This window comes from Wenxinia marina DSM 24838 (genome assembly GCF_000379485.1).
Taxonomy (GTDB): domain Bacteria; phylum Pseudomonadota; class Alphaproteobacteria; order Rhodobacterales; family Rhodobacteraceae; genus Wenxinia; species Wenxinia marina.
The window spans coordinates 233,804-253,652 of sequence record NZ_KB902288.1 but is presented as its reverse complement, the minus strand read 5'-3'; the positions used below and the strand labels follow the sequence as shown (position 1 = coordinate 253,652).

Below are 19,849 nucleotides of genomic sequence, written 5' to 3'. Positions count from 1 at the left end.
GGAGCGGGTCAGCGGCTATAATGCATCCGCCAGAAGTCCTGCCAGGCCTGCCGGGTGTCCCAGTCGTCGAGGCCGGTGGAGCTGTCGTAGGGCAGGAGCCGGTCCCAGAGATCGACGATTCCCGAAGGCTCGTCCGCCGGCATCGCGATCTGGGTGTTGGTCGGCACCTTGCCGTCCACCATCTGCGGCGCGATCCCGTCCTCGGTCAGCACGTAGTGCACGAAGAGCCGTGCGGCGTTCGGGCTGTCGGTGCCGGTCGCGATGAGCGCAAGCTTGGAATAGGTCCAGCCGACGAAGGGCTCCATCGTGTCGCAGATCGCCATCCGGTGACCCATATCCTCCACGTCGCGGAACTTGGCCGAGCTCATCAGTCCGATGAACGGCTCCGCCTGCCCCGGCGCGCCGACCGCGGCCGAGACCGGGTCGTCGCCATCGGTCAGCAGCGGGCCGTTCTCCGCCAGCGCGGCGACCCAGGCCTCGGTCGCGCTGTCGTAATCGCCCGGCAGCGGATTGCCGGTATGGGCCTCGTAGGCCGCCGCGATCTCGGCGTCCGAATGCGCCTCCATCTGGCTGAACCAGTCGGTGTAGCTCGACTTCGACAGCGGGTCGGTCAAGGCGACGCGGCCCTGCCACTCGGGCTCCGTCAACTCCCAGATGTTGGACACCGGGCATTCGTCGTAGACCTCGGTGTTGTAGGCCCAGACGTTCGCGTTCGTCGTGGCGGTCAGCGGGTCCTGGTACTCGGCCGGGATGTTCGCGGTCATGTCGCCGGGGATCCAGCTTTCCACGAAGCCCTGCGGGATCAGCTGCGCCAGCGCCGCCGGCGCGTCGGTGATCATCAGCACGTCGCCGACGACGTTGCCGGCCTGCGCCTCGCGGATGATCATCTCGAGCTGCGAGTTGGCCGACACCTTCTCGCCGGTGGCCTGCAGCCCGTATTCGGCCGCGAAGGTCTCGGCCATGTCGACGATCTTGCCGGTGCTGTCGTAAACGGTCAGCGGCGGCTCGCCACGTGCCGCCTCGATCAGCGCCTCGAGGTCGAAGTCCTGCGCCAGCGCGGGCCCGGCGAGCGCGGCCAGCGCGATGACGGATGCGGCGAGTTTCGTCATGGTCGTCATGTTCCCTGTTTCCTCCCGGTCGTTCCCGGGGGGCGGCGGACCGCCCCCCGCCGTTCCTCAGCGCACGTAGTTGAGGCGCCAGAAATCCTGCCAGTCCTGCCGGCTGTCCCAGTCGTCGAGCGCGGTCGACATGTCGTAGGTGAGCAGCCGGTTCCAGGAGGCGCCGATGCCCGAGGGCTCGTCGTCCGGCAGGCCGACCTCGGTGTTGGACGACATCTTGCCGTCCTCGGCCTGCGGGGCGATCCCCTCGGGCGTCAGCACCCAGCGCATGAACAGCCGTGCCGCGTTCGGGCTGTCGGTCCCGCTCGCGATCAGGCCGACACCGGCATTGGTGAAGCCGATCCAGGGCTGCATGTCCGCGCACAGCCCGAGGCGGTAGTCGCTGTCGGCATTGTCGCGGTACTTGGCCGAGCTCATTAGTCCGATGAATCCCTCGGACTGGCCCGGCGCCCCCACCGCCTCGCCCGCGTTGCTGTCGGAACTGCCGAGCAGCGGCGCGTTGGCGGCGAGGGCGGCGACCCATTGCTCGGTCGCCGACATCTCGGACAGGTCGGGTGCGGTGCCGAAATGCGCCTCGAAGGCGGCGGCCATCTCGGCGTCGCCATGCGACTGCATCTGGTTGAACCAGTCGGTGTAGACCGATTTGCCGAGCGGGTCCTGCATCGCGACCCGGCCGCGCCATTCCGGCTCGGTCAGTTCCCAGACGTTCGACACCGGGCAGGCGTCGTAGATCTCGGTGTTGTAGGTCCATACGTTGGCCATTGTGACCACGACCAGTGGGTCCTGGTATTCCGGCAGGATGGAATCGGCGAGGTCGGGCGGCACCCAGCTTTCCGCGAAACCGTTCGGCAGGAGCTGCGCGATCGCCGCCGGCGCGTCCGAGATGATCGAGACGTCGCCCTGCACGTTCCCGGCTATCGCCTCGCGTGCCATCATCTCGAGCTGTTCCTCGGCCTTGACCTTCTGGCCGACCGCTTCGAGCCCGTATTCCGCCGCGAAGGCCTCGGCCATCTCGACGATCTTGCCAGTGCTGTCGAACACGGCGAGCGGGGGTTCCGCCCGCGCCGCCTCGATCAGCGCGTCGAGGTCGAAGTCCTGCGCCTGCGCCCCTCCGGCCGCGAGGGCAAGGCCGAGCGCGGGGACCCAGCCCCGGAACGTCGCATCTTTCGTCATCGTCTCTCTCCTCCTCCCGTTGAAAGGCCCCGCACCCTCCTCGGCGCCGGGCCCGATGCTTAGCGCGCGTAGTGGATGCGCCAGAAGTCCTGCCAGTCCTGCCGGCGGTCGAAGTCCTCCGCCGCCGTCGCGGTGTCGTAGGTCATGAGCTGGTCCATCACCTCCGCCACGCCCGAGACCTCCTCGGGGTTGGCCGGGACGGCGCTGTTGGACGACATCTTCCCGTCGACCGACATCGGGGCGATCCCTTCCTCGGTCAGCAGGTAGCGGGTAAAGAGCCGCGCGGCGTTCGGGCTGTCGGTCCCCTCCGCGATCATCGCGAGCCCGGGGTAGAGCCAGCCCGAGAACGGCTCCATCCCCTCGCAGATGCCGAGCGAAAGCTCGCCCGTCAGGTTGTCGCGGAACTTGGCGGTGGAGAGGATGCCGAAGAACGGCGCCTCCTGCCCGACCGCCCCGATCGCCTGCGCGACGGCGGTGGAATCGCCCAGGAGCGGCGCGTTCTCGGCGAAGGCGCGGACCCAGGCGGCGGTGGCGCTCGCTTCCTCGGTCTCGAGCGGATGGCCGAAATGCGCCTCGTAGGCCGCAGCCATGGCGTCGTCGTGATGGGTCTCGAGCTGGTTGAACCAGTCGGCGTAGAGCGCCTTAACCAGCGGGTCCATCATCGCGAGCCGGCCCTGCCACTCGGGCTCGGTCAGCTCCCAGACGTTCGAGACCGGGCACTCGTCCCAGACCTCGGTCGAATAGGCCCAGACATGCGGGTCCGAGACCACGACCAGCGGATCCTGCTCACCGGGCGCGATGCCCTCGGCCATGTCCGGCGGCAGCCAGCTCGCCGCGAGGCCCTGTGGCACCACCTGGCCCAACAGAGCAGCCACGTCGCCCGCCACGGCGAGGTCGCCCACGACGTTGCCCGACTGCGCTTCGCGGATGGTCAGCTCGATCTGGTCGGCCTCGTTGACCTTCCGCCCCTCGGCCTCGACACCGTATAGTTCGGAGAAGGCCTCCGCCGTCTCCACGATCTTGCCGGTGACGGCATAGACCACCAGCGGCGGCTCGGCCCGCGCCGCCTCGATCAGCGCGTCGAGGTCGAAGTCCTGCGCCGCGGCTCCTCCCGCGGTCAGGGCCAGCGCGAGCGCCGCCCGTCCCGTGTGCATCCGTGTCATGGGTTCCTCCGTTCCTGTTGAAATGTCAGGCCGCCGCGTGCGACAGCACCTCGTCCGCCGCGGCGACCCTCACGCCCCTGGCGTCGAACACATTCAGCGCCCGCGCCGGCACCTGGAGCCAGAGCCGGTCGCCCACGCTCACGCGCGGCGCAACATGGGTGTTCATGAACATCGCCCGCCCCCCGGTCTCGAGCTCCACGATCCAGCTTCCGCCGGTCGGCAGGATGCCCGACACCTTCGCGGGCGCGCTGAAGTCGGCCTCGCGTAGCGCCGCCTTGTCGGTCTCGATGCGGATCGATTCCGGCCGGATCCCGATGGAGCCCGCGCCCGAGATCTGCGGATGCCGCTGGCCGAGGTAGCGCCGCGCGCCCTGCACCAGCTCGTCCTCCATCCCGAACTCGAGGATGTTGATCGGCGGCGAGCCCACGAACTCGGCCACGAAACGGTTGGCGGGCCGCTCGTAGATGTCGTCCGGCGTGCCGAGCTGCTGCAGCGTGCCCTCGTTCATCACCGCGATGGTGTCGGCGAGCGTCATCGCCTCCCACTGGTCGTGGGTCACGAAGACGATGGTCGTCTTGAACGACTCGTGGATCCGCTTGAGCTCCGCCCGCATCTCCAGCCGCAGCCGCGCGTCGAGGTTGGAGAGCGGCTCGTCCAGCAGCAGCACCGAGGGGTTCACCGCCAGCATCCGCGCCAGCGCCACCCGCTGCTGCTGCCCGCCGGACAACTGGCTCGGGTAGCGGCCCGCGTATTTCGCGATCCCCAGCGCCTCCATCACCTCCTGGGTGCGCTTCTTCCGCTCGGCCCGGCCGACCTTCCGCAGCTTCAGCCCGAAGCCCACGTTGTCCTCGATCGTCAGGTGCGGCCAGAGCGCGTAGCTCTGGAACACCAGCCCCATCCCCCGCTTCTCGGGGGCGACGAAGGTGGCCCGGTCGGGGCAGTCGACCACCCGGTCGCCGACGGCGAGAGAGCCGCCGGTCAGGTTCTCCAGCCCCGCGATCATCCGGAGCGTGGTGGTCTTGCCGCAGCCCGAGGGGCCGAGGAGGCAGAGGAACTCTCCGTCCCGCACCTCGAGGTCGAGGCCGGTCACCGCGGTGTAGCCGCCATAGCTCTTCTGCACGTCTCTGAGCGTGATGCCCGGCATGTCAGCCTCCCAGTCCTTCGGCGAGATTGGTCTTGGTGAGTTTCTGGGCCGCGACCGTGCCGAAATAGGCGAGGCCGGCGACCATCAGGACCACGGCATTGGCGGCCTGGGTGTAGTGGTAGTCGACGAGGCGGAGCGAGTAGGTGGTCAGCACGTCGGTCGAGGGCACCGCGAGGATTACGAAAAGGCTCAGCCCCTTGATCCCCGAGATGAACGGCAGCAGCACGCCGGTGACGAGGCTGGACTTCTGGATCGGGATCACGATCCGGGTCATCCGGTGGAACCAGCCGCTGCCCGCGACCTGCGCCGCCTCTTCCGGCTCCTTGCCGAGCTGCATCATCGCCGACAGCCCGGCGCGCGAGGCATAGGGCATCTGATCGGCGATCAGCGCGAGGATCAGGATCCACATGGTCCCGTAGAGCGCCGGGACCGGGCCGCGGGCGACGGCAAAGAGCGACAGGTAGGCCGCGGCAAAGGCGATTCCCGGCACCAGGTAGGGGAAAAAGGTGACCTGCCGCAGGAAGCTGCCGAGCGGGCGGAACGGGGTCCGCACCACGGTGTAGCCCACCAGCAGCCCGAGCAGGCCCGACACGACCGAGGCTGAGCCGACGATCCACAGCGTGTTCCAGGCCGCGGCCCAGAAATCCGGGGTCAGCAGGATGCCCTGCCGCAGCGCCACGGTGTCGAGGTTGCGGCCGATCCAGAAGTCGAGGGTGAAGTTTTCCCAGGTGAAGCGCGCCGGAACCCGCATTACGGTAGACAGGAACAGGGTCAGCAGCGGCAGGCCCACGGCCACGAGGAAGAAGATCCCCGCATAGCCCGTCGCGGCGAGCCGCCAGGGGCCGAGCCGGCTCTGCCGGTTCATCGACCCCTTGGAGCCGACGGTGACGTAGCGCCGCGCCTCACGCACCAGATAGGCGTCCACCAGCAGCGTCAGGATGCCGAGGAGCATGATCGCGCCTGCCAGCACCCCCGCCACGCCGGTCTGACGCGAGCCGATGTTGCGGTAGAGCGAGGTGGCAAGCACGTCAAACTTCACCGGCAGGCCGAGCACGTAGGCCACGCCGAATTCGCCCAGGCATTTGGCGAAGATCAACACCACGGCCGAGATCAGCGCCGGCTTCATCAGCGGCAGGATGATCGACAGCGCGATCCGCCCCCGCCCGGCGCCGAGGATCCGGGCCGAGTCCTCGAGCTGGCTGTCGAAGCGCCGCAGCGCGGAGCCGAACAGCAGGATGATGAAGGGCGTGTAGTGCAGCGCCAGGATGATCGTGATCGGCACGCGCCCGTAGGCGAGCCAGTCCGGCGGCGAGACCCCGAGCGATTCCAGCCAGCCCTGCTGGCCGCCGACGGTGCGGTTCTTGAACAGCGTGGTCCACGCCAGCGCAAAGGTCCAGGCGGGCAGCATGTAGGGCACGATCAGCGCGGTCGCGAACCAGCGCCGGCCGAACATGTCGGTCCGGCTCACCAGCCAGGCGAGAGAGCCGCCGAGGACGATCGAGATCGCGATGGTCGAGAAGGCGACCGAGAGCGTGTTCCAGAGCGGCTCCCAGAACATGTCCCGGGCGATGGGCGAGGCAAAGGTCCGGTGCAGGTAGTAGCCGGTCCAGCCGCCCACCTCGGTCGCGGTGCGCCGCTCGTCCCCGAACTGGGTCTGCACCGCATCGAGCAGGATCGACACGATGGGAACGATGATGAGATAGGCGAAGAGCAGCGCCATCACGACGCCGATCAGCGTCGTCGGCTCGCGCATCGCGATCCGCAGGCGGTAGAGCAGGCGCGTCGCCCGGCCCCCCTGCCCCGCCAGTGCCGACGCGACCGTCACGCGAAGACCGATTGCAATATATTGCGGGTCATGATGATGTCCCTCCCTGTCGCGACAGCGCCCTGATTGCCGGTGCGATTTCCGCTAAACCAGCAAAAAAGTCGCCTGCACCTCCTCCGACGGGATTAGGGTTCCCACATCCTCTGCTTCCGGTCAAACGGAATCTGCAACTACTTGCATAGACCGTGCAACAGCTCGCCTCTGGCGGTCGCGCCGGGCCCGCCTTCTGCCCCAATTGCAGCGGCCAGACCCACGTGACCTTTCCGGCCAACCCGGAGACACCGCGATATGACCGACTCCGATCCCCGCTCATGCAGCAGGTCCTCGACGTTCCGCAGCGAAAGCGGGAATCGGACACCCACGCGCCTTGAGCGCCAGCATCGCCGACACCTCATCAGGCGTCCGCATCTCGATCCTCCGCGATACCTGTCCCCGCGAAGAACCCTGCAACACCGGTTCGTCCATGTGACCTCCCTCCGAGGAGGGGTCAGTTTTCCATGTCGCCCGACACGCGCCGACCCGGCGCCTGCGGATCTCGGCGGCGAACATCGGGCCGAACCTGTTCCACCAGTAGCGTACCGTCTCGTGGCTGACCTCGATCCCCCGCTCGTGCAGCAGGTCCTCGACGTTCCGGAGCGAGAGCGGGAAGCGGATGTAGAGCATCACCCAGGCGGATGATCTCCGGGGAGGGTGCTGTCAGACTAATGCGAACCAGTCTCAGTTTGCGGCGGACGAGCTTCTCCTACCCGGCGTAGAGGCCGCGCCACTCCTCGAGGGCGGCGGTGCGGTTCGTCCTGAAAATGGATCGGCTGGAGAGGCTGCGCTCGAGATTGAAGTGGTTGTAGACGGAGGAGTGGACGGCGGCGAACTTCTGCAGACTTCGCATCCGGCGGAAGCGGAGCATCGCCCTCTCCCGTCGTCGAAGCGGCAGGTGGGAGTTCTCCGCCCTGTTGTTGATCCAGCGGCCATCCGACTGCTGCCTGCCCTGCAGGTCCAGTTGCCGAAGGGCAGCGCCGTAGGTCCGCAGCCGGTCGGTGACCAGGACTTCTGGCCGGCCGTGGCGGCGCAGCAATTTCTTCAGGAAACGTAAGGCTGCCGCGCGATCCCGGGTCTTGGTGACGACCGCCTCCAGCACCTCGCCCTCGTGGTCGACGGCGCGCCAGAGGTAGTGCGTCTTACCGTTGATCTTCACGAAGACCTCGTCGAGATGCCACTGCCATCTGCTGGACCGCAGGCTCTGGATCCTACGCCGCCGGATTTCCGCCGCGAACATCGGCCCGAACCTGTTCCACCAGTAGCGCACAGTCTCATGGCTGACCTCGATGCCGCGCTCGTGCAGCAGGTCCTCGACATTCCTCAGCGAGAGGGGGAAGCGGACGTACAGCATCACCGCCAGGCGGATGATCTCGGGGCTGGTCTTGAAGTACCGGAACGGGTTCGGCTGGGTCATCCACTGACGCTAGGTGCGCGCCCTGCCCCGCTCAAGCAGTTCCTCTGACAGTCCCAGACGGAAGGCTCGCGGGCATCCTGACCCGTTCGGACGTCATCCGCCTTCTCCTGCGCGGCGCGGAGGAACGTGACAGACCGCTCGTGCAGCTCGGCAGATAAGATTGTATGGTAAGTCCGCCGACAATATCTGCATCTCGATCCCAGACAAGGGTTTGCGATCGGAGCGCTGCCTCGGCCGAAATCCCCGTCGTTGACAACACGAGCGGTATGCCTAATTTGAACAGCATGGTCAGGCACGAGAACCTTTTTCGGTATCTTCTTCTGAACCGCCCGATCCCCCGGGTGGTCAGGGCGTAGCTACGCAGACCGACCGCCCGGGGCTTTCTCAAAAACCTTCTTGAGAAAATGGGGCGATTTGTCCCCGGGAGTTAACATGACTGCGGCAAATACCACGCACCTGCCATTGAGCAGGGATATACGCTCGTTGTGGGAGGAGAGTGCGATGGAGGTCGGCTTCGCACTTACAGTCGAGGACAGAGTGGGCATCGAGCGCTTGCTTCGCCACAACCGAACCAAGCACTCGCCAAATCCTCCGCTATTAAATGGCCTTCTCCGCCATAAACTTAAAATCTCCCGTGGCGCTTTGGAGCCAGCGGCAGATGATCTCGTCATTTCCGGACGGATTGTAACCTACAGAATCGATCGCGAGGGCGATCGTTTCGGCACCCTGACCATGAGCCCGCTTCCTATTCCAGCCAACATTCTGGTCGCTTCCCTGTTGGGCGCCACGATGATTGGAATGCGGAAGCTTCAAAAGGTCCCGCTTCTTCGCGATGACGGTGAGATCGTCACGCTGACCATACTTGATGTGGAGGAGCCGCCGGCTTCTACCGTAGCTTAAAGCGACACCCAGAGCTGGAGTTTCTCATCAAGCTGCTCGGTAATTACCTCTTAATCCCGGCGGCTGCGGGCGCGGTGCGCTCGCAGCCGCACACAGCCCGCCGCGAAATCCGCCAACACAACGGACGTCGTGGCCCCACTGGGGGCCACGACGATGTCTCATCCGACCACGTTGTAGTCCGGGCCGTAGGGGTAGCCGGTGATGTCCTCGTTACCATCCTCCGAGATGACGAGGATGTCGTGCTCGCGGTAGCCGCCGGCACCGGGCTGACCTTCGGGGATCGTCAGCATCGGCTCCATCGAGATGACCATGCCGGGCTCCAGCACGGTGTCGATGTCCTCGCGCAGCTCCAGACCGGCCTCTCGGCCGTAATAGTGGGACAGCAACCCGAAGGAATGGCCGTAGCCGAAGGTGCGGTATTGCAGAAGTTCCCGCTCGGCGAAGAAGGCGTTGATCTTCTCCGTGACCTCGGCGCAGGTCGCGCCCGGCTTCAGGAGGCTCATCCCGTAGTCGTGGGCCGCTACGTTGGCCTGCCAGATCGCGAGGCTCGCCGCATCGACCTCGCCCACGAACATCGTCCGCTCCAGCGCGGTGTAGTAGCCGCTGATCATCGGGAAGGTGTTGAGGCTGAGGATGTCGCCGCGCTCCAGCCGACGGGCAGTGACCGGATTGTGAGCCCCGTCGGTGTTGAGGCCGGACTGGAACCAGACCCAGGTGTCGCGATACTCGGCGTTCGGGAATCGCTTGGCGATCTCCAGCTCCATCGCGTCGCGGCCGGCCATCGCCACGTCGATCTCGCGCGCGCCCTCCTTGACCGTCTCGTGGATCGCGTAGCCGCCAACGTCGGCGACCTGCGCGCCCTGCCGGATCAACGCGATCTCGGCCGGGGACTTGTGCATCCGCTGGCGCATCGTCGCCGGGGCGACGTCGACCGTGCGGGACGGGGCGAGGAACTCGTCCAGAAGGGCCTTCTGCGCCAGCGTCAGGTGGTCGCCCTCGTAGCCGAGTGCCCGGCCGGTCCCGGTCACCGACCGGATCGCCCGCCAGTAGTTGTTCCGCTGCCAGTCGGTGTAGGTGAGGCTGTCGCCGTGGCTGCGCCGCCAGGGCTGGGCGGCGTCGATGCCGGCGCTGATTGTCACGGCGTCCGTCGGCGTCACGACCAGCGCGTAGGGCCGCCCGAAGGCGCAGTAGAGGAAGCCGGAATAGTAGGCGATGTTGTGCATCGACGTGAGGACGCAGGCGTCGAGGTCGGCCTCGGCCATGATCCGGCGCAGGCCATTGAGGCGGGCGTCGTATTCGGCGCCCTCGAACGGCAGGACGCGGTCGCCCTGGTGGAAACGGTAGAAATCCGGACGGTTCATCGGGTCAGTCCCTCTCGAGCACCATCGCGGAAAGAGACCCCCCTTTCCCACGATGGTGGAACAGCAGGATCCCGGCGTTCAGGATGGGTGAGACGGGCGCGCCCGCGGCGCTGGCGACGCCATCGCCGGCCCTGCCCGCCCATAGCACGGAGCCGGTCCTTCGCTCAAGGGAGCCGAGCGCGTCCTGACGCCAGACGGGCGATGTCGTTTGCGGACCGACCCCGGGTTGGGGCAAGAGGGAGCGCCGATCTTGGGGGTGGTTCAGGACATGACAGCGACACTGGTCCTCGTCGTCGCCGGGGTGCTGGCCGGCATGCTGAACGCGGTGGCGGGTGGCGGGACGTTCCTGTCCTTTCCCGCCCTCGTCTGGCTGGGCGTGCCGCCGATCATGGCCAATGCGACAGCGACCCTGACGGCGATGCCGGGCTACATGGGCAGCGCCTGGGCCTACCGGGGAGACGTGTCGGCCGAGGGAACGCTGCGCCTCCGGCCCATCGTGGCGATCGCGGCGGCGGGCGGCCTCGTCGGAGCCGGCCTGCTCCTCGTCACGCCGGGAGACGCCTTCGTCGGGATCGTGCCGTGGCTGCTGCTTGCAGCGACCGTCCTCTTCGCCGCCGGTCCGCGCTTGCTGGAGGCGATCCGGCACCGGGGGTCCGGGGACATGGGGCCGGTCCCGTCCGGCTTGGCCATATTCCTCGTCTCCGTCTACGGCGGCTACTTCAACGGCGGCCTCGGGATCATGCTGCTGGCTGTGCTCGGGCTGATCGGCTTCACCAACCTGCACGGCATGAACGGCCTGAAGAACGCGCTGTCCGCGCTGCTGTCGGTGGTGTCCGTGGCGACCTACGCGGCGGCCGGCCTGATCGCGTGGAACTCGGCCCTCGTCCTCGCCGTGGCGACGACGGTCGGCGGCGTGGTGGGCGCCCGCTATGCGCGCCGCATCCGCCGGACGGACCTGCTGCGCGCGGGCATCGTGGCGGTGGGGATCACGATGACGATCATCTTCTTCGTCGCCTGAGTGAGCCGGCGGCGGCTGGTATCTCCGAAGGTCGCGCTGGATCGGACCGCCTGTGACCACCGCCTGAGAGCGGTGGTCACAGCCTTCCGTCCGGTCAGCGGCTATTCGGCCGCCTGCGCGAAGAGCTCCTCGAAGGTCGTGCCGGCCCGTCCGGGGTGCCTCACCTCGGCGGCGGCGTCCGCGTTCGCCGGCTCGCCCGCGACGATGAGCGCGACCATGCCCATGGCGTAGTGCGGCCGGCACCGGATGCCATAGACACAGTCCGTATCACTTAGCCCAGCTTCGCGACTTCGTCCGCGCCGCGCGCGAGGGACGGCTCGGCTTCGACATCCATCGAGCTTATGGGCGACGCCGCCGCGCTGCTCATCAGCGACTTCCACCTCGACCGCGTCGACGATCCCGTCACCGGCATCGACACCCGCATCCTGCGCAAGCGCGGCGGCCGCCGGGTCATTGCCCAAAACCACGTCTCCGCCGGACTTGACCGCCGCCGCGCCCGCGCCGCCGGTCTTGCGGGCGGTCCCGAGGGCTGCGAACGAGGGGCGCCCCCAGCCCCCGCGACAGGGGCCAAAAAAGGTTACCGCCAGATGAGCCACGAAACAGACCGCACCGACGGGCCGCCCGACACCCTGATCGAGAGCGCGACGCCGACCCGCGCGGACCTCGACCGTCTCGCCCGCACGGCGGGCCGCGTCACCTTCCGGGGCTGCGTCTTCGACGAGCTCGACCTCGGCCACCTCGACGTCACCGACTGGCGGTTCGAGACCTGCAGCCTGGCACGGGCGCGCCTCACCGGCGCGCGCTTCGGCGACTCGGCGTTCGTCAATTGCCGGGCGCCCGGCGCGACCTTCGCCGGCGCCGCGCTGGCGGACACGGTCGTCGAGGGCGGCAGCTACGCCAACGCCAGCTTTGTCGAGGCGCGGCTGTCCTCGGTGCGCTTCGCCCGGTGCAAGATGACGGGCGCCGACCTCGGCAGCGTCGCCGCGCTCGACGTCACCTTCGAGGAGGTCCTGCTGGTCCTGTCCGTGCTTCCGGGATTCTCCTTCCGCAAGGCGCACCTGTCCGGGCTGGATCTGAGCGAGGCCGACCTGCGGCGCTGCGACTTCCGCGAGGCCGTCCTCAACGACTGCTCGCTGCGGGACGCGAACATCGCCGACTGCCGGTTCCAGGGCGCCGACCTTCGGGGGGCGGATCTCGGCGGCCTGAGGCTGACCGAGGCGGATCGGTTCCGGGGCGCGATCATCTCCAAGCGGCAGGCCGGCGACCTGCTCGGGCAGCTCGGCCTCCACGTCCTCTGACGCGCGCGCAGCCCCCGCGCCGACCTGCGCGGCGCCGGGAGCGTGGGCCGTCGGCCACCTAAGGGAGGCGGTCGACGGTCTCCAATGTCCGGCGCGGCTATTCGGCCGCGCGCGTGAGGAGCTCCTCGAAGGCCGTGCCGGCCCGTCCGGGGTGGCTCACCCCGGCGGCGGCGTCCACGTTCGCCGGCTCGCCCGCCACGATCAGCGCGACCATGCCCATCGCGTAGTGCGGCCGGCACCGGATGCCGTAGACGCCGTCCGCGTCGACGGTCAGGACGACCTCCTCGTCCATTTCTCCCTCGACCATCGCGGCGCCCTCGGGGAGCATCCCCTCGATCGTCTCGGCATTGTGGCCCCGGTCGGTCGGCACGAAGCGGACGGTGTCGCCGACGGCCGCCCGGACGAGGGCCGGCTCGAACACCATCGCGCCGGCCTCGCCGCGGTTCAGCATCTGGACGACGTGCTCCTCGGCCAGCGCAGGAGCGCCGAGGACCAGCAGGAGCGGGAGGGCGAGAGCAGCAGCGGGTTTCATGACGTGTTCCTTTGTTCTTGGTGGTTGTCCGGCTGCACGTCTAGCGATGGACCCGCCACCCGACGTTGCTCCACCGCAAAGTCCGAAGGGACCGGCGCGCCCGTCGCCCACCGCCGGAAAGCTTGTCCTGGCGCAACGTTCCCGACGTCACCTGGCCGTAACCTTCCATTCATGATGAAGCGATCATCGAGAAGGAGACCCCGGATGATCACCCGCAGAGCCGCCCTGTTCGGCGCCGCCGGCCTTGCCGCCGCCGCCCCGATCCTCGTCCAGTCGGCCGCCGCCGAGGCCGCGCCCGACGTTGCCGCCGCCCCGCCGGCCGACCTGTCCCGCCTGACGCGCATCCGCCACGAGCTGGTCGCACCGCCCTTCGTGCACCCGCACGACCAGGTCGCCACCGGCGGGCCGCGGATCGTCGAGTTCACGATGGACATCGTCGAGAAGGAGATCGAGGTCGATCGCGGCGCCTATCTCCAGGCGATGACCTTCAACGGGTCGATCCCCGGCCCGCTGATGGTCGTCCACCAGGACGACTACGTCGAGCTGACGCTCCGCAATCCGCCCAGCAACACGATGGAGCACAACATCGACTTCCACTCGGCGACCGGCGCCCTCGGCGGCGGCGCGCTGACCCACGTCCTGCCGGGCGAGCAGACGGTGCTGCGCTTCCGCGCGACGCGGCCGGGCGTCTTCGTCTACCACTGCGCGCCGGGCGGCCCGGTGATCCCCTGGCACGTCGTCTCGGGCATGGCGGGCGCGATCATGGTCCTGCCGCGCGGCGGCCTCGTCGACCACGAGGGCCGTCCCGTCCGCTACGACCGGGTGGTCTACATCGGCGAGAACGAGTTCTACATCCCGCGGGACGAGAACGGCGACTTCCGCCGCTACGAGACGGTGGCCGAGAGCTATCCCGACACGCTCGACGTCATGAACGGCCTGATCCCGACGCATGTCGTCTTCAACGGCGCGGTGGGCGCCCTGACCGGAGACAACGCGCTGACCGCCAATGTCGGCGAGAAGGTCCTGATCATCCACAGCCAGGCCAACCGCGACACCCGTCCGCACCTGATCGGCGGCCACGGCGACCTCGTCTGGGAAGAGGGCAAGTTCGCCAACCCGCCCGCGCGCGATCTGGAGACGTGGTTCATCCGCGGCGGCTCGGCCGGTGCGGCGCTCTACGAGTTCCTGCAGCCCGGCGTCTACGCCTACGTGAACCACAACCTGATCGAGGCGGCGAACCTCGGCGCGACCGCCCACTTCGTGGTCGAGGGGACGTGGAACAACGACCTGATGGAGCAGGTGCAGGCGCCGACGCCCTACGCCAGCTTCTGATCCGGTCGCCACGCAGGGGGGCGGATGGCCGCCCCCCGCATTCCGGGAGCATCGGACATGAAAGTCACGGCCCTCGCCCTCGCTCTCGCCGCGGCGGCCCTCGGCGGTTCCGGCCTGTTCGGCCGGGCTCCGCGCCCCGTCGAGGGACCGCCCGTCGTCACGGTCCCGGCGGAGCCCTACCTCTGGCGCCCCTCGGGTGACTGGCGGAAGGAGGGCCGGCCGGCCAGTCCGCCGCTGATCGTCCGGCGACCGCAGGCGCCTCTCGACATAATGGAGCGGCAGGTCACCCGGGACGACTGGGCGGCCTGCGTCGCGGACGGGGCGTGCGACGATCTCGGCACCGGCGCCGGGCCGCTGCCGCAGACCGGGATGAACTGGCACGACGCGACCGCCTACGCCCGCTGGCTGTCGCGCCGCACCGGCGTGCTATGGCGCCTGCCCACCGACGAGGAATGGCAGCGCGCCGCGGCCGAGCGGTTCCGCGACGACGCTGTCCCGGCAGGCGACACCGGCGCGCGGATGCTGGCGGACTACGAGCGGAACACCGCGGGCAGAGAGACCGACCTGCCGCTCAGAGCGTCCGACGGGTTCGGCCGGAACAGCCACGGCCTCCTCGATCTGGCGGGCAACGTCTGGGAATGGACCGACACCTGCCGGATCACGGGACGGATCGAGGCGGGCGGATCGCTGACCATCGAGGGGGAGCATTGCGGTATCCGCCTCGCCGCCGGACAGCACCGGGCCCCGCTCCCCGATTTCGTCCGCGACGCGCGCGGGGGCGGCTGCGGGCTGGGCCTTCCGCCCGACCATCTCGGCCTGCGCCTCGTCCGCGACGCCACCCAAGGTTGACGCAACCGGTAACCCTTTGGTAACGTTCTCGTGAGACGACGGTAAGGTGACCACGGAGATGCGAGCGTGGCGAACGACCGTATGACGCCCCTTCCGGAGGCGCCTCGCTCTCGGCGGAGCGAGGTCGCACTCTTCCTGATCCTGGCCTTCGGCATCTGGCCGATCGTGGCCGTCGGGGTCGTCGGCGGCTACGGCTTTCTGGTCTGGATGTATCAGCTGGTGGCCGGCCCCCCCGGACCGATGGGACATTGAGGCTGCCATGGGCACGTCGACACGCCTCAGCCGACGCAGCTTCCTGACCGGCAGGCAGCCCGGCCGGGCAGTCCCACCCCGCCCTCCGGGCGTGACGGCGGCGAGCGTCATGGCCTGCACGGGATGCGGCGAATGCGTCGACGCCTGCCCGGAGCAGGTCCTGACCATCGCGGAGGGGCGGGTGGCGCTGGAGATGGCTGCTGGCGAATGCACCTTCTGCGGCACCTGTTCCGACGCCTGCCCCGAATCCGTCTTCACCGCCGGCGCCGGCATGGCGCACGAGATGATCCTCGGCGACGACTGCCTCGCCCGGAACGGCGTGTCCTGCATGACGTGCCGCGACGCCTGCCCCGAGGAGGCGATCACGGTGCGCCCCAGGATCGGCGGCCCGTTCCTGCCGGTCCTCGATCCGGCGCTCTGTTCCGGCTGCGGCGCCTGCGTGGGCCCCTGTCCGGCCGGCGCCATCACGCCGCAAATCAGGGAGCCTGCAGATGCCTGAGCGACGCTGGCATGTCTCGAGCGCGGTCATCGCCGTTCGGCCCGGCCGCGCGGACGAGGTCGCGGCGCGTCTGCCCGACCTGCCGGGGGTCGAGGTGCACGGATCCGGCGAGACCCGCATCGTCGTGACCATCGAGGGGTGGAGCACGGGCGATCTGGGGGACCGGCTGACGACGATCAGCCTGATGGACGGCGTGATCAGCGCCAACATGGTCTTCGAACATTCGGAAGAGGAGGGCGCGCTGTCATGAAGGACTTTCCCAGCAGGCGCGACGTGCTGAAGGCCCAGGCGGCCGCCGTCGCCGCGGCCACGGCCGGCCTGTCGACCCCGGCCGCCGCACAGCCCGTCCCGGGCGGGACCGAGGCGCTCGAGATCAAGTGGTCCAAGGCGCCCTGCCGCTTCTGCGGGACCGGCTGCGGCGTCATGGTGGGCGTCAAGGAAGGGCGCGTCGTCGCGACCCACGGCGACCAGCAGCACGAGGTCAATCGCGGCCTGAACTGCGTCAAGGGCTACTTCCTGTCCAAGATCATGTATGGCCGCGACCGCCTGACGACCCCGCTCATGCGCAAGCGCGGCGGCGTCTTCGCCAAGGACGGCGAGTTCGAGCCGGTGAGCTGGGACGAGGCCTTCGACGTCATGGCCGACAAGGTGAAGGCCGTGCTGGCCGACAAGGGGCCGACCGGCATCGGCATGTTCGGATCGGGCCAGTGGACGGTGATGGAAGGCTACGCCGCCTCCAAGCTGATGCGCGGCGGCTTCCGCTCCAACAACCTCGATCCGAACGCGCGGCACTGCATGGCCTCGGCCGCCACCGCCTTCATGCGGACCTTCGGCATCGACGAGCCGATGGGCTGCTACGACGACTTCGAGGCCGCGGACGCGTTCGTGCTCTGGGGCTCGAACATGGCAGAGATGCACCCGATCCTCTGGACCCGGCTCGCCGACCGGCGGCTGGGGACGCCGGGGGTGACGTGCGCCGTGCTGTCGACCTTCACCCATCGCTCGATGGATCTGGCCGACATCCCGATCGTGTTCCGGCCCGGCACCGACCTCGCGATCCTCAATTACATCGCCAACCACATCATCCAGTCGGGCGCCGTGAACGAGGAGTTCGTGTCGAAGCACACGACCTTCATGCGCGGCGCCACCGACATCGGTTACGGCCTGCGCCCCGAGCACGAGCTGGAGATGGCCGCCACCGGCGCCGGCAATCCGGGGCTGATGGAGCCGTCGGACTTCGAGAGCTTCGCCGAGCTCGTCTCGACCTACACCCTCGACTACGTGAGCGAGCTGTCCGGCGTCGACCCGGCCTTCCTGCAGGAGCTGGCGGAAATCTACGCCGACCCGGACCGCAAGGTGATGTCGCTCTGGACCATGGGCTTCAACCAGCACGTCCGCGGCGTCTGGGCGAACCAGATGATCTACAACATCCACCTGCTGACCGGGAAGATCAGCGAGCCGGGCAACTCTCCCTTCTCGCTCACCGGCCAGCCCTCGGCCTGCGGCACCGCGCGCGAGGTCGGCACCTTCGCGCACCGGCTTCCGGCCGACATGGTGGTGACCAACCCCGAGCATGTCGCCCACACCGAGGAACTCTGGAAGCTGCCGCACGGGCTGCTCAATCCCGTTCCCGGCTTTCACGCCGTGCAGCAGGACCGGATGCTGAAGGACGGTGTGCTCAACTTCTACTGGATCCAGGTGAACAACAACCTGCAGGCCGCGCCGAACACCTCGAACGAGACCTATCCGGGCTACCGCAACCCGGAGAACCTGATCGTCGTCTCCGACGCCTACCCGACGGTCACCGCGATGGCGGCGGACATCATCCTGCCGGCCGCGATGTGGGTCGAGAAGGAGGGGGTCTACGGCAACGCCGAGCGGCGCACCCATTCCTGGCACCAGCTGGTGGACGCGCCGGGTGAGGCGCGCTCGGACCTGTGGCAGCTCATGGAGTTCTCGAAACGCTTCACCACCGACGAGACCTGGCCGGCCGAGATACTGGACGCGCATCCGGAGTATCGGGGCAAGACCCTGTTCGACGTGCTCTTCGCCAACGGGCAGGTGAACGCCTTCCCGCTGGCCGACGTCGATCCCGACTATGCCAACGACGAGGCGGCGCATTTCGGCTTCTACGTCCAGAAGGGCCTGTTCGAGGAATATGCCGCCTTCGGCCGCGGCCACGGTCACGATCTGGCGCCCTACGAGGTGTATCACGAGGTTCGGGGACTGCGCTGGCCGGTCGTGAACGGAGAGGAGACTCGCTGGCGATTCCGCGAAGGCCTAGATCCCTACGTCGCGCCGGGGGCGGGTGTGGAATTCTACGGCCGCCCAGACGGCCGCGCGGTGATCCTCGGCGTGCCCTACGAGCCGCCGGCAGAGAGCCCGGACGAGGAGTATGACTTCTGGCTCGTCACCGGCCGGGTGCTGGAGCACTGGCATTCCGGCTCGATGACGATGCGCGTCCCCGAGCTCTACAAGGCGTTTCCCGGCGCGGTGCTGTTCATGAACGCCGCCGACGCACGGAGGCTCGGCTTCAACCAGGGCTCCGAGGTGCGGGTGGTGTCGCGCCGCGGCGAGGTGCGGATGCGCGTCGAGACGCGGGGGCGCAACCGGATGCCCTCGGGCGTGGTCTTCGTGCCGTGGTTCGACGCCAGCAAGCTGATCAACCGCGTCACGCTCGATGCCACCGATCCGATTTCCAAGCAGACGGACTTCAAGAAATGCGCAGTCAAGATCCTTCGCGTCTGACCGGCCTCCGCCTGCTGGTCGTCCTGTCGGCACTGTGCCTGGCCGGCGTCGTCGTCGCCCAGGAGCCGGCGGAGCTCTACGGGCCGGACCAGCCGATGGAGCCGGTCCCGGCCGAGCCGATCCCGCACTGGGTGACGGACGATTTCCGCGTGATGCGCGAATACCCCGAGCAGCCGCCGATCATCCCCCACTCGATCGAAGGGTACCAGCTGTCGGTCAACACCAACCGCTGCCTGTCCTGCCATCGCCGCGAGGCGACGGAAGGCTCCGGCGCGCCGATGATCTCGGTGACGCACTACATGACACGGGAGGGGCAGATGCTGGCCGACGTGTCGCCCCGCCGGTATTTCTGCACCGCCTGTCACGTGCCCCAGGCGGACACCCAGCCGCTGATCCCGAACGACTTCGTCGACATGAGCGAGCTCGGCGTCGCGCCGGCGGGGAGCGAGTAGAAAGATGCGCTGGATCGCCCGACTCTTCCGGGGCGCGTGGAACATCCTCGCGAGACCCGCCCATACGCTCGGCCTCGGCTTCCTCACGCTCGGCGGCTTCATCGGCGGCGTGATCTTCTGGGGCGGCTTCAACACCGCGCTGGAGGCGACCAACAACGAGGCGTTCTGCATCTCCTGTCACGAGATGGAGGCGAACGTCTACGAGGAGCTGTCGCGCACGGTGCACTTCTCGAACCGGTCCGGGGTGCGGGCGTCCTGTCCGGATTGCCATGTGCCGCACGACTGGACCGACAAGATAGCCCGCAAGATGCAGGCGTCGAAGGAGGTCTGGGGCCACATCTTCGGGGTGATCGACACCCGGTCCGAGTTCCTCGACCACCGGCTCGAGATGGCGATGCGCGAGTGGACGCGGCTTCGGGCGAACGACAGCCTGGAATGCCGCAACTGCCATTCCGAGATCGCGATGGACCTCAGCCGGCAGGCGCCGCGCGCCGCCGAGATCCACACCGAATACCTGATCGAGGGCGAGGCCACCTGTATCGACTGCCACATGGGGATCGCGCACGAGCTGCCGGACATGACGGGCGTCGATCCGGGCTGGCTCGTGCCCGCCGGCCTGCACGGCGAGATCCAGCCCGGGCTGACCGGCGAGGAGAATGCCGAGATCGAGGGCTACCTCGAAAGCGTCGAACCTGTCGAACCCGAAGAGGCTTTCCCCGAGAACTGACCCTGCAC

Annotated in this window: 20 protein-coding genes and 1 pseudogene; 11 read left to right on the top strand and 10 right to left on the bottom strand. The window is 68.3% G+C overall.

Annotated features, from left to right (window positions below; all coding sequences use genetic code 11):
• Positions 1–8: 8 nt before the first annotated feature.
• The 7 genes and pseudogenes from A37W_RS0110425 to A37W_RS0110395 form a co-directional block, all read right to left on the bottom strand.
• Positions 9–1,109 carry an ABC transporter substrate-binding protein gene (locus tag A37W_RS0110425; protein ID WP_211206629.1) on the bottom strand — a complete coding sequence of 367 codons (1,101 nt, stop codon included), beginning with the start codon at positions 1,107–1,109 and terminating at the stop codon, positions 9–11.
• 66 nt (positions 1,110–1,175) lie between these two features.
• Complete coding sequence (locus A37W_RS0110420; RefSeq protein ID WP_018302979.1) at positions 1,176–2,291, bottom strand: ABC transporter substrate-binding protein; 1,116 nt, start codon at positions 2,289–2,291, stop codon at positions 1,176–1,178.
• Between the two features lie 59 nt (positions 2,292–2,350).
• Positions 2,351–3,454, bottom strand: a complete 1,104-nt coding sequence (locus A37W_RS0110415) for an ABC transporter substrate-binding protein (protein ID WP_018302978.1) — start codon at positions 3,452–3,454, stop codon at positions 2,351–2,353.
• 25 nt (positions 3,455–3,479) lie between these two features.
• Positions 3,480–4,598: an ABC transporter ATP-binding protein gene (locus A37W_RS0110410; protein WP_018302977.1), complete on the bottom strand. Its 1,119-nt coding sequence runs from the start codon at positions 4,596–4,598 to the stop codon at positions 3,480–3,482.
• Between the two features lies 1 nt (position 4,599).
• Complete coding sequence (locus tag A37W_RS0110405) at positions 4,600–6,423, bottom strand: ABC transporter permease (RefSeq protein WP_018302976.1); 1,824 nt, start codon at positions 6,421–6,423, stop codon at positions 4,600–4,602.
• A 566-nt stretch (positions 6,424–6,989) separates the two neighbouring features.
• Positions 6,990–7,129, bottom strand: a pseudogene (locus A37W_RS23230) (IS6 family transposase); the annotation flags it as partial.
• A 36-nt stretch (positions 7,130–7,165) separates the two neighbouring features.
• On the bottom strand, positions 7,166–7,873 hold the full coding sequence (locus A37W_RS0110395; RefSeq protein WP_018302974.1) for an IS6 family transposase: 708 nt from the start codon (positions 7,871–7,873) through the stop codon (positions 7,166–7,168).
• Positions 7,874–8,374: 501 nt separating this feature from the next.
• Between A37W_RS0110395 and A37W_RS23225 the strand changes: the two genes are divergently transcribed.
• Positions 8,375–8,773: a hypothetical protein gene (locus tag A37W_RS23225; RefSeq protein WP_229665970.1), complete on the top strand. Its 399-nt coding sequence runs from the start codon at positions 8,375–8,377 to the stop codon at positions 8,771–8,773.
• Positions 8,774–8,931: 158 nt separating this feature from the next.
• Here A37W_RS23225 and A37W_RS0110390 read toward each other — a convergent pair whose 3' ends face one another.
• Positions 8,932–10,134 (bottom strand): aminopeptidase P family protein, encoded by a 1,203-nt coding sequence (locus tag A37W_RS0110390; protein ID WP_018302973.1) that lies wholly within the window; start codon positions 10,132–10,134, stop codon positions 8,932–8,934.
• Positions 10,135–10,402: 268 nt separating this feature from the next.
• Between A37W_RS0110390 and A37W_RS0110380 the strand changes: the two genes are divergently transcribed.
• Positions 10,403–11,152 carry a sulfite exporter TauE/SafE family protein gene (locus A37W_RS0110380; protein WP_018302971.1) on the top strand — a complete coding sequence of 250 codons (750 nt, stop codon included), beginning with the start codon at positions 10,403–10,405 and terminating at the stop codon, positions 11,150–11,152.
• Positions 11,153–11,253: 101 nt separating this feature from the next.
• On the opposite strand, the gene A37W_RS24545 is transcribed toward A37W_RS0110380, so the two are convergent.
• Entirely contained in the window at positions 11,254–11,376 is a 123-nt protein-coding gene (locus A37W_RS24545) for a cupredoxin domain-containing protein (protein ID WP_018302970.1), read from the bottom strand.
• A gap of 117 nt (positions 11,377–11,493) precedes the next feature.
• On the opposite strand from A37W_RS24545, the gene A37W_RS0110365 reads away from it, so the two are divergent.
• Positions 11,494–12,450, top strand: a complete 957-nt coding sequence (locus A37W_RS0110365; protein ID WP_018302968.1) for a pentapeptide repeat-containing protein — start codon at positions 11,494–11,496, stop codon at positions 12,448–12,450.
• A gap of 97 nt (positions 12,451–12,547) precedes the next feature.
• On the opposite strand, the gene A37W_RS0110360 is transcribed toward A37W_RS0110365, so the two are convergent.
• Complete coding sequence (locus tag A37W_RS0110360) at positions 12,548–12,982, bottom strand: pseudoazurin (RefSeq protein WP_018302967.1); 435 nt, start codon at positions 12,980–12,982, stop codon at positions 12,548–12,550.
• Positions 12,983–13,186: 204 nt separating this feature from the next.
• Between A37W_RS0110360 and nirK the strand changes: the two genes are divergently transcribed.
• The 8 genes from nirK (at position 13,187) to A37W_RS0110320 (ending at position 19,841) form a co-directional block, all read left to right on the top strand.
• Positions 13,187–14,314: a copper-containing nitrite reductase gene (gene nirK / locus A37W_RS0110355; RefSeq protein WP_018302966.1), complete on the top strand. Its 1,128-nt coding sequence runs from the start codon at positions 13,187–13,189 to the stop codon at positions 14,312–14,314.
• 57 nt (positions 14,315–14,371) lie between these two features.
• Positions 14,372–15,163, top strand: a complete 792-nt coding sequence (locus A37W_RS21500; RefSeq protein ID WP_018302965.1) for a formylglycine-generating enzyme family protein — start codon at positions 14,372–14,374, stop codon at positions 15,161–15,163.
• A 66-nt stretch (positions 15,164–15,229) separates the two neighbouring features.
• Positions 15,230–15,415, top strand: coding sequence for a periplasmic nitrate reductase, NapE protein (gene napE, locus A37W_RS0110345; RefSeq protein WP_229665971.1), 186 nt, complete (start codon positions 15,230–15,232; stop codon positions 15,413–15,415).
• A gap of 109 nt (positions 15,416–15,524) precedes the next feature.
• Positions 15,525–15,914, top strand: a complete 390-nt coding sequence (locus A37W_RS0110340; protein WP_018302963.1) for a ferredoxin-type protein NapF — start codon at positions 15,525–15,527, stop codon at positions 15,912–15,914.
• The gene (locus tag A37W_RS0110335; RefSeq protein WP_018302962.1) at positions 15,907–16,164 is read left to right on the top strand and encodes a chaperone NapD; all 258 of its coding nucleotides are present in this window, start codon (positions 15,907–15,909) and stop codon (positions 16,162–16,164) included. The genes A37W_RS0110340 and A37W_RS0110335 overlap by 8 nt, the downstream gene beginning before the upstream one ends.
• Positions 16,161–18,662 (top strand): periplasmic nitrate reductase subunit alpha, encoded by a 2,502-nt coding sequence (napA, locus tag A37W_RS0110330; RefSeq protein WP_018302961.1) that lies wholly within the window; start codon positions 16,161–16,163, stop codon positions 18,660–18,662. Before A37W_RS0110335 ends, napA begins: the two co-directional genes overlap by 4 nt.
• Positions 18,635–19,114 carry a nitrate reductase cytochrome c-type subunit gene (locus A37W_RS0110325; RefSeq protein ID WP_018302960.1) on the top strand — a complete coding sequence of 160 codons (480 nt, stop codon included), beginning with the start codon at positions 18,635–18,637 and terminating at the stop codon, positions 19,112–19,114. Before napA ends, A37W_RS0110325 begins: the two co-directional genes overlap by 28 nt.
• Before the next feature lie 4 nt (positions 19,115–19,118).
• Positions 19,119–19,841, top strand: a complete 723-nt coding sequence (locus A37W_RS0110320; protein WP_018302959.1) for a NapC/NirT family cytochrome c — start codon at positions 19,119–19,121, stop codon at positions 19,839–19,841.
• The last annotated feature ends 8 nt before the right edge of the window (positions 19,842–19,849 follow it).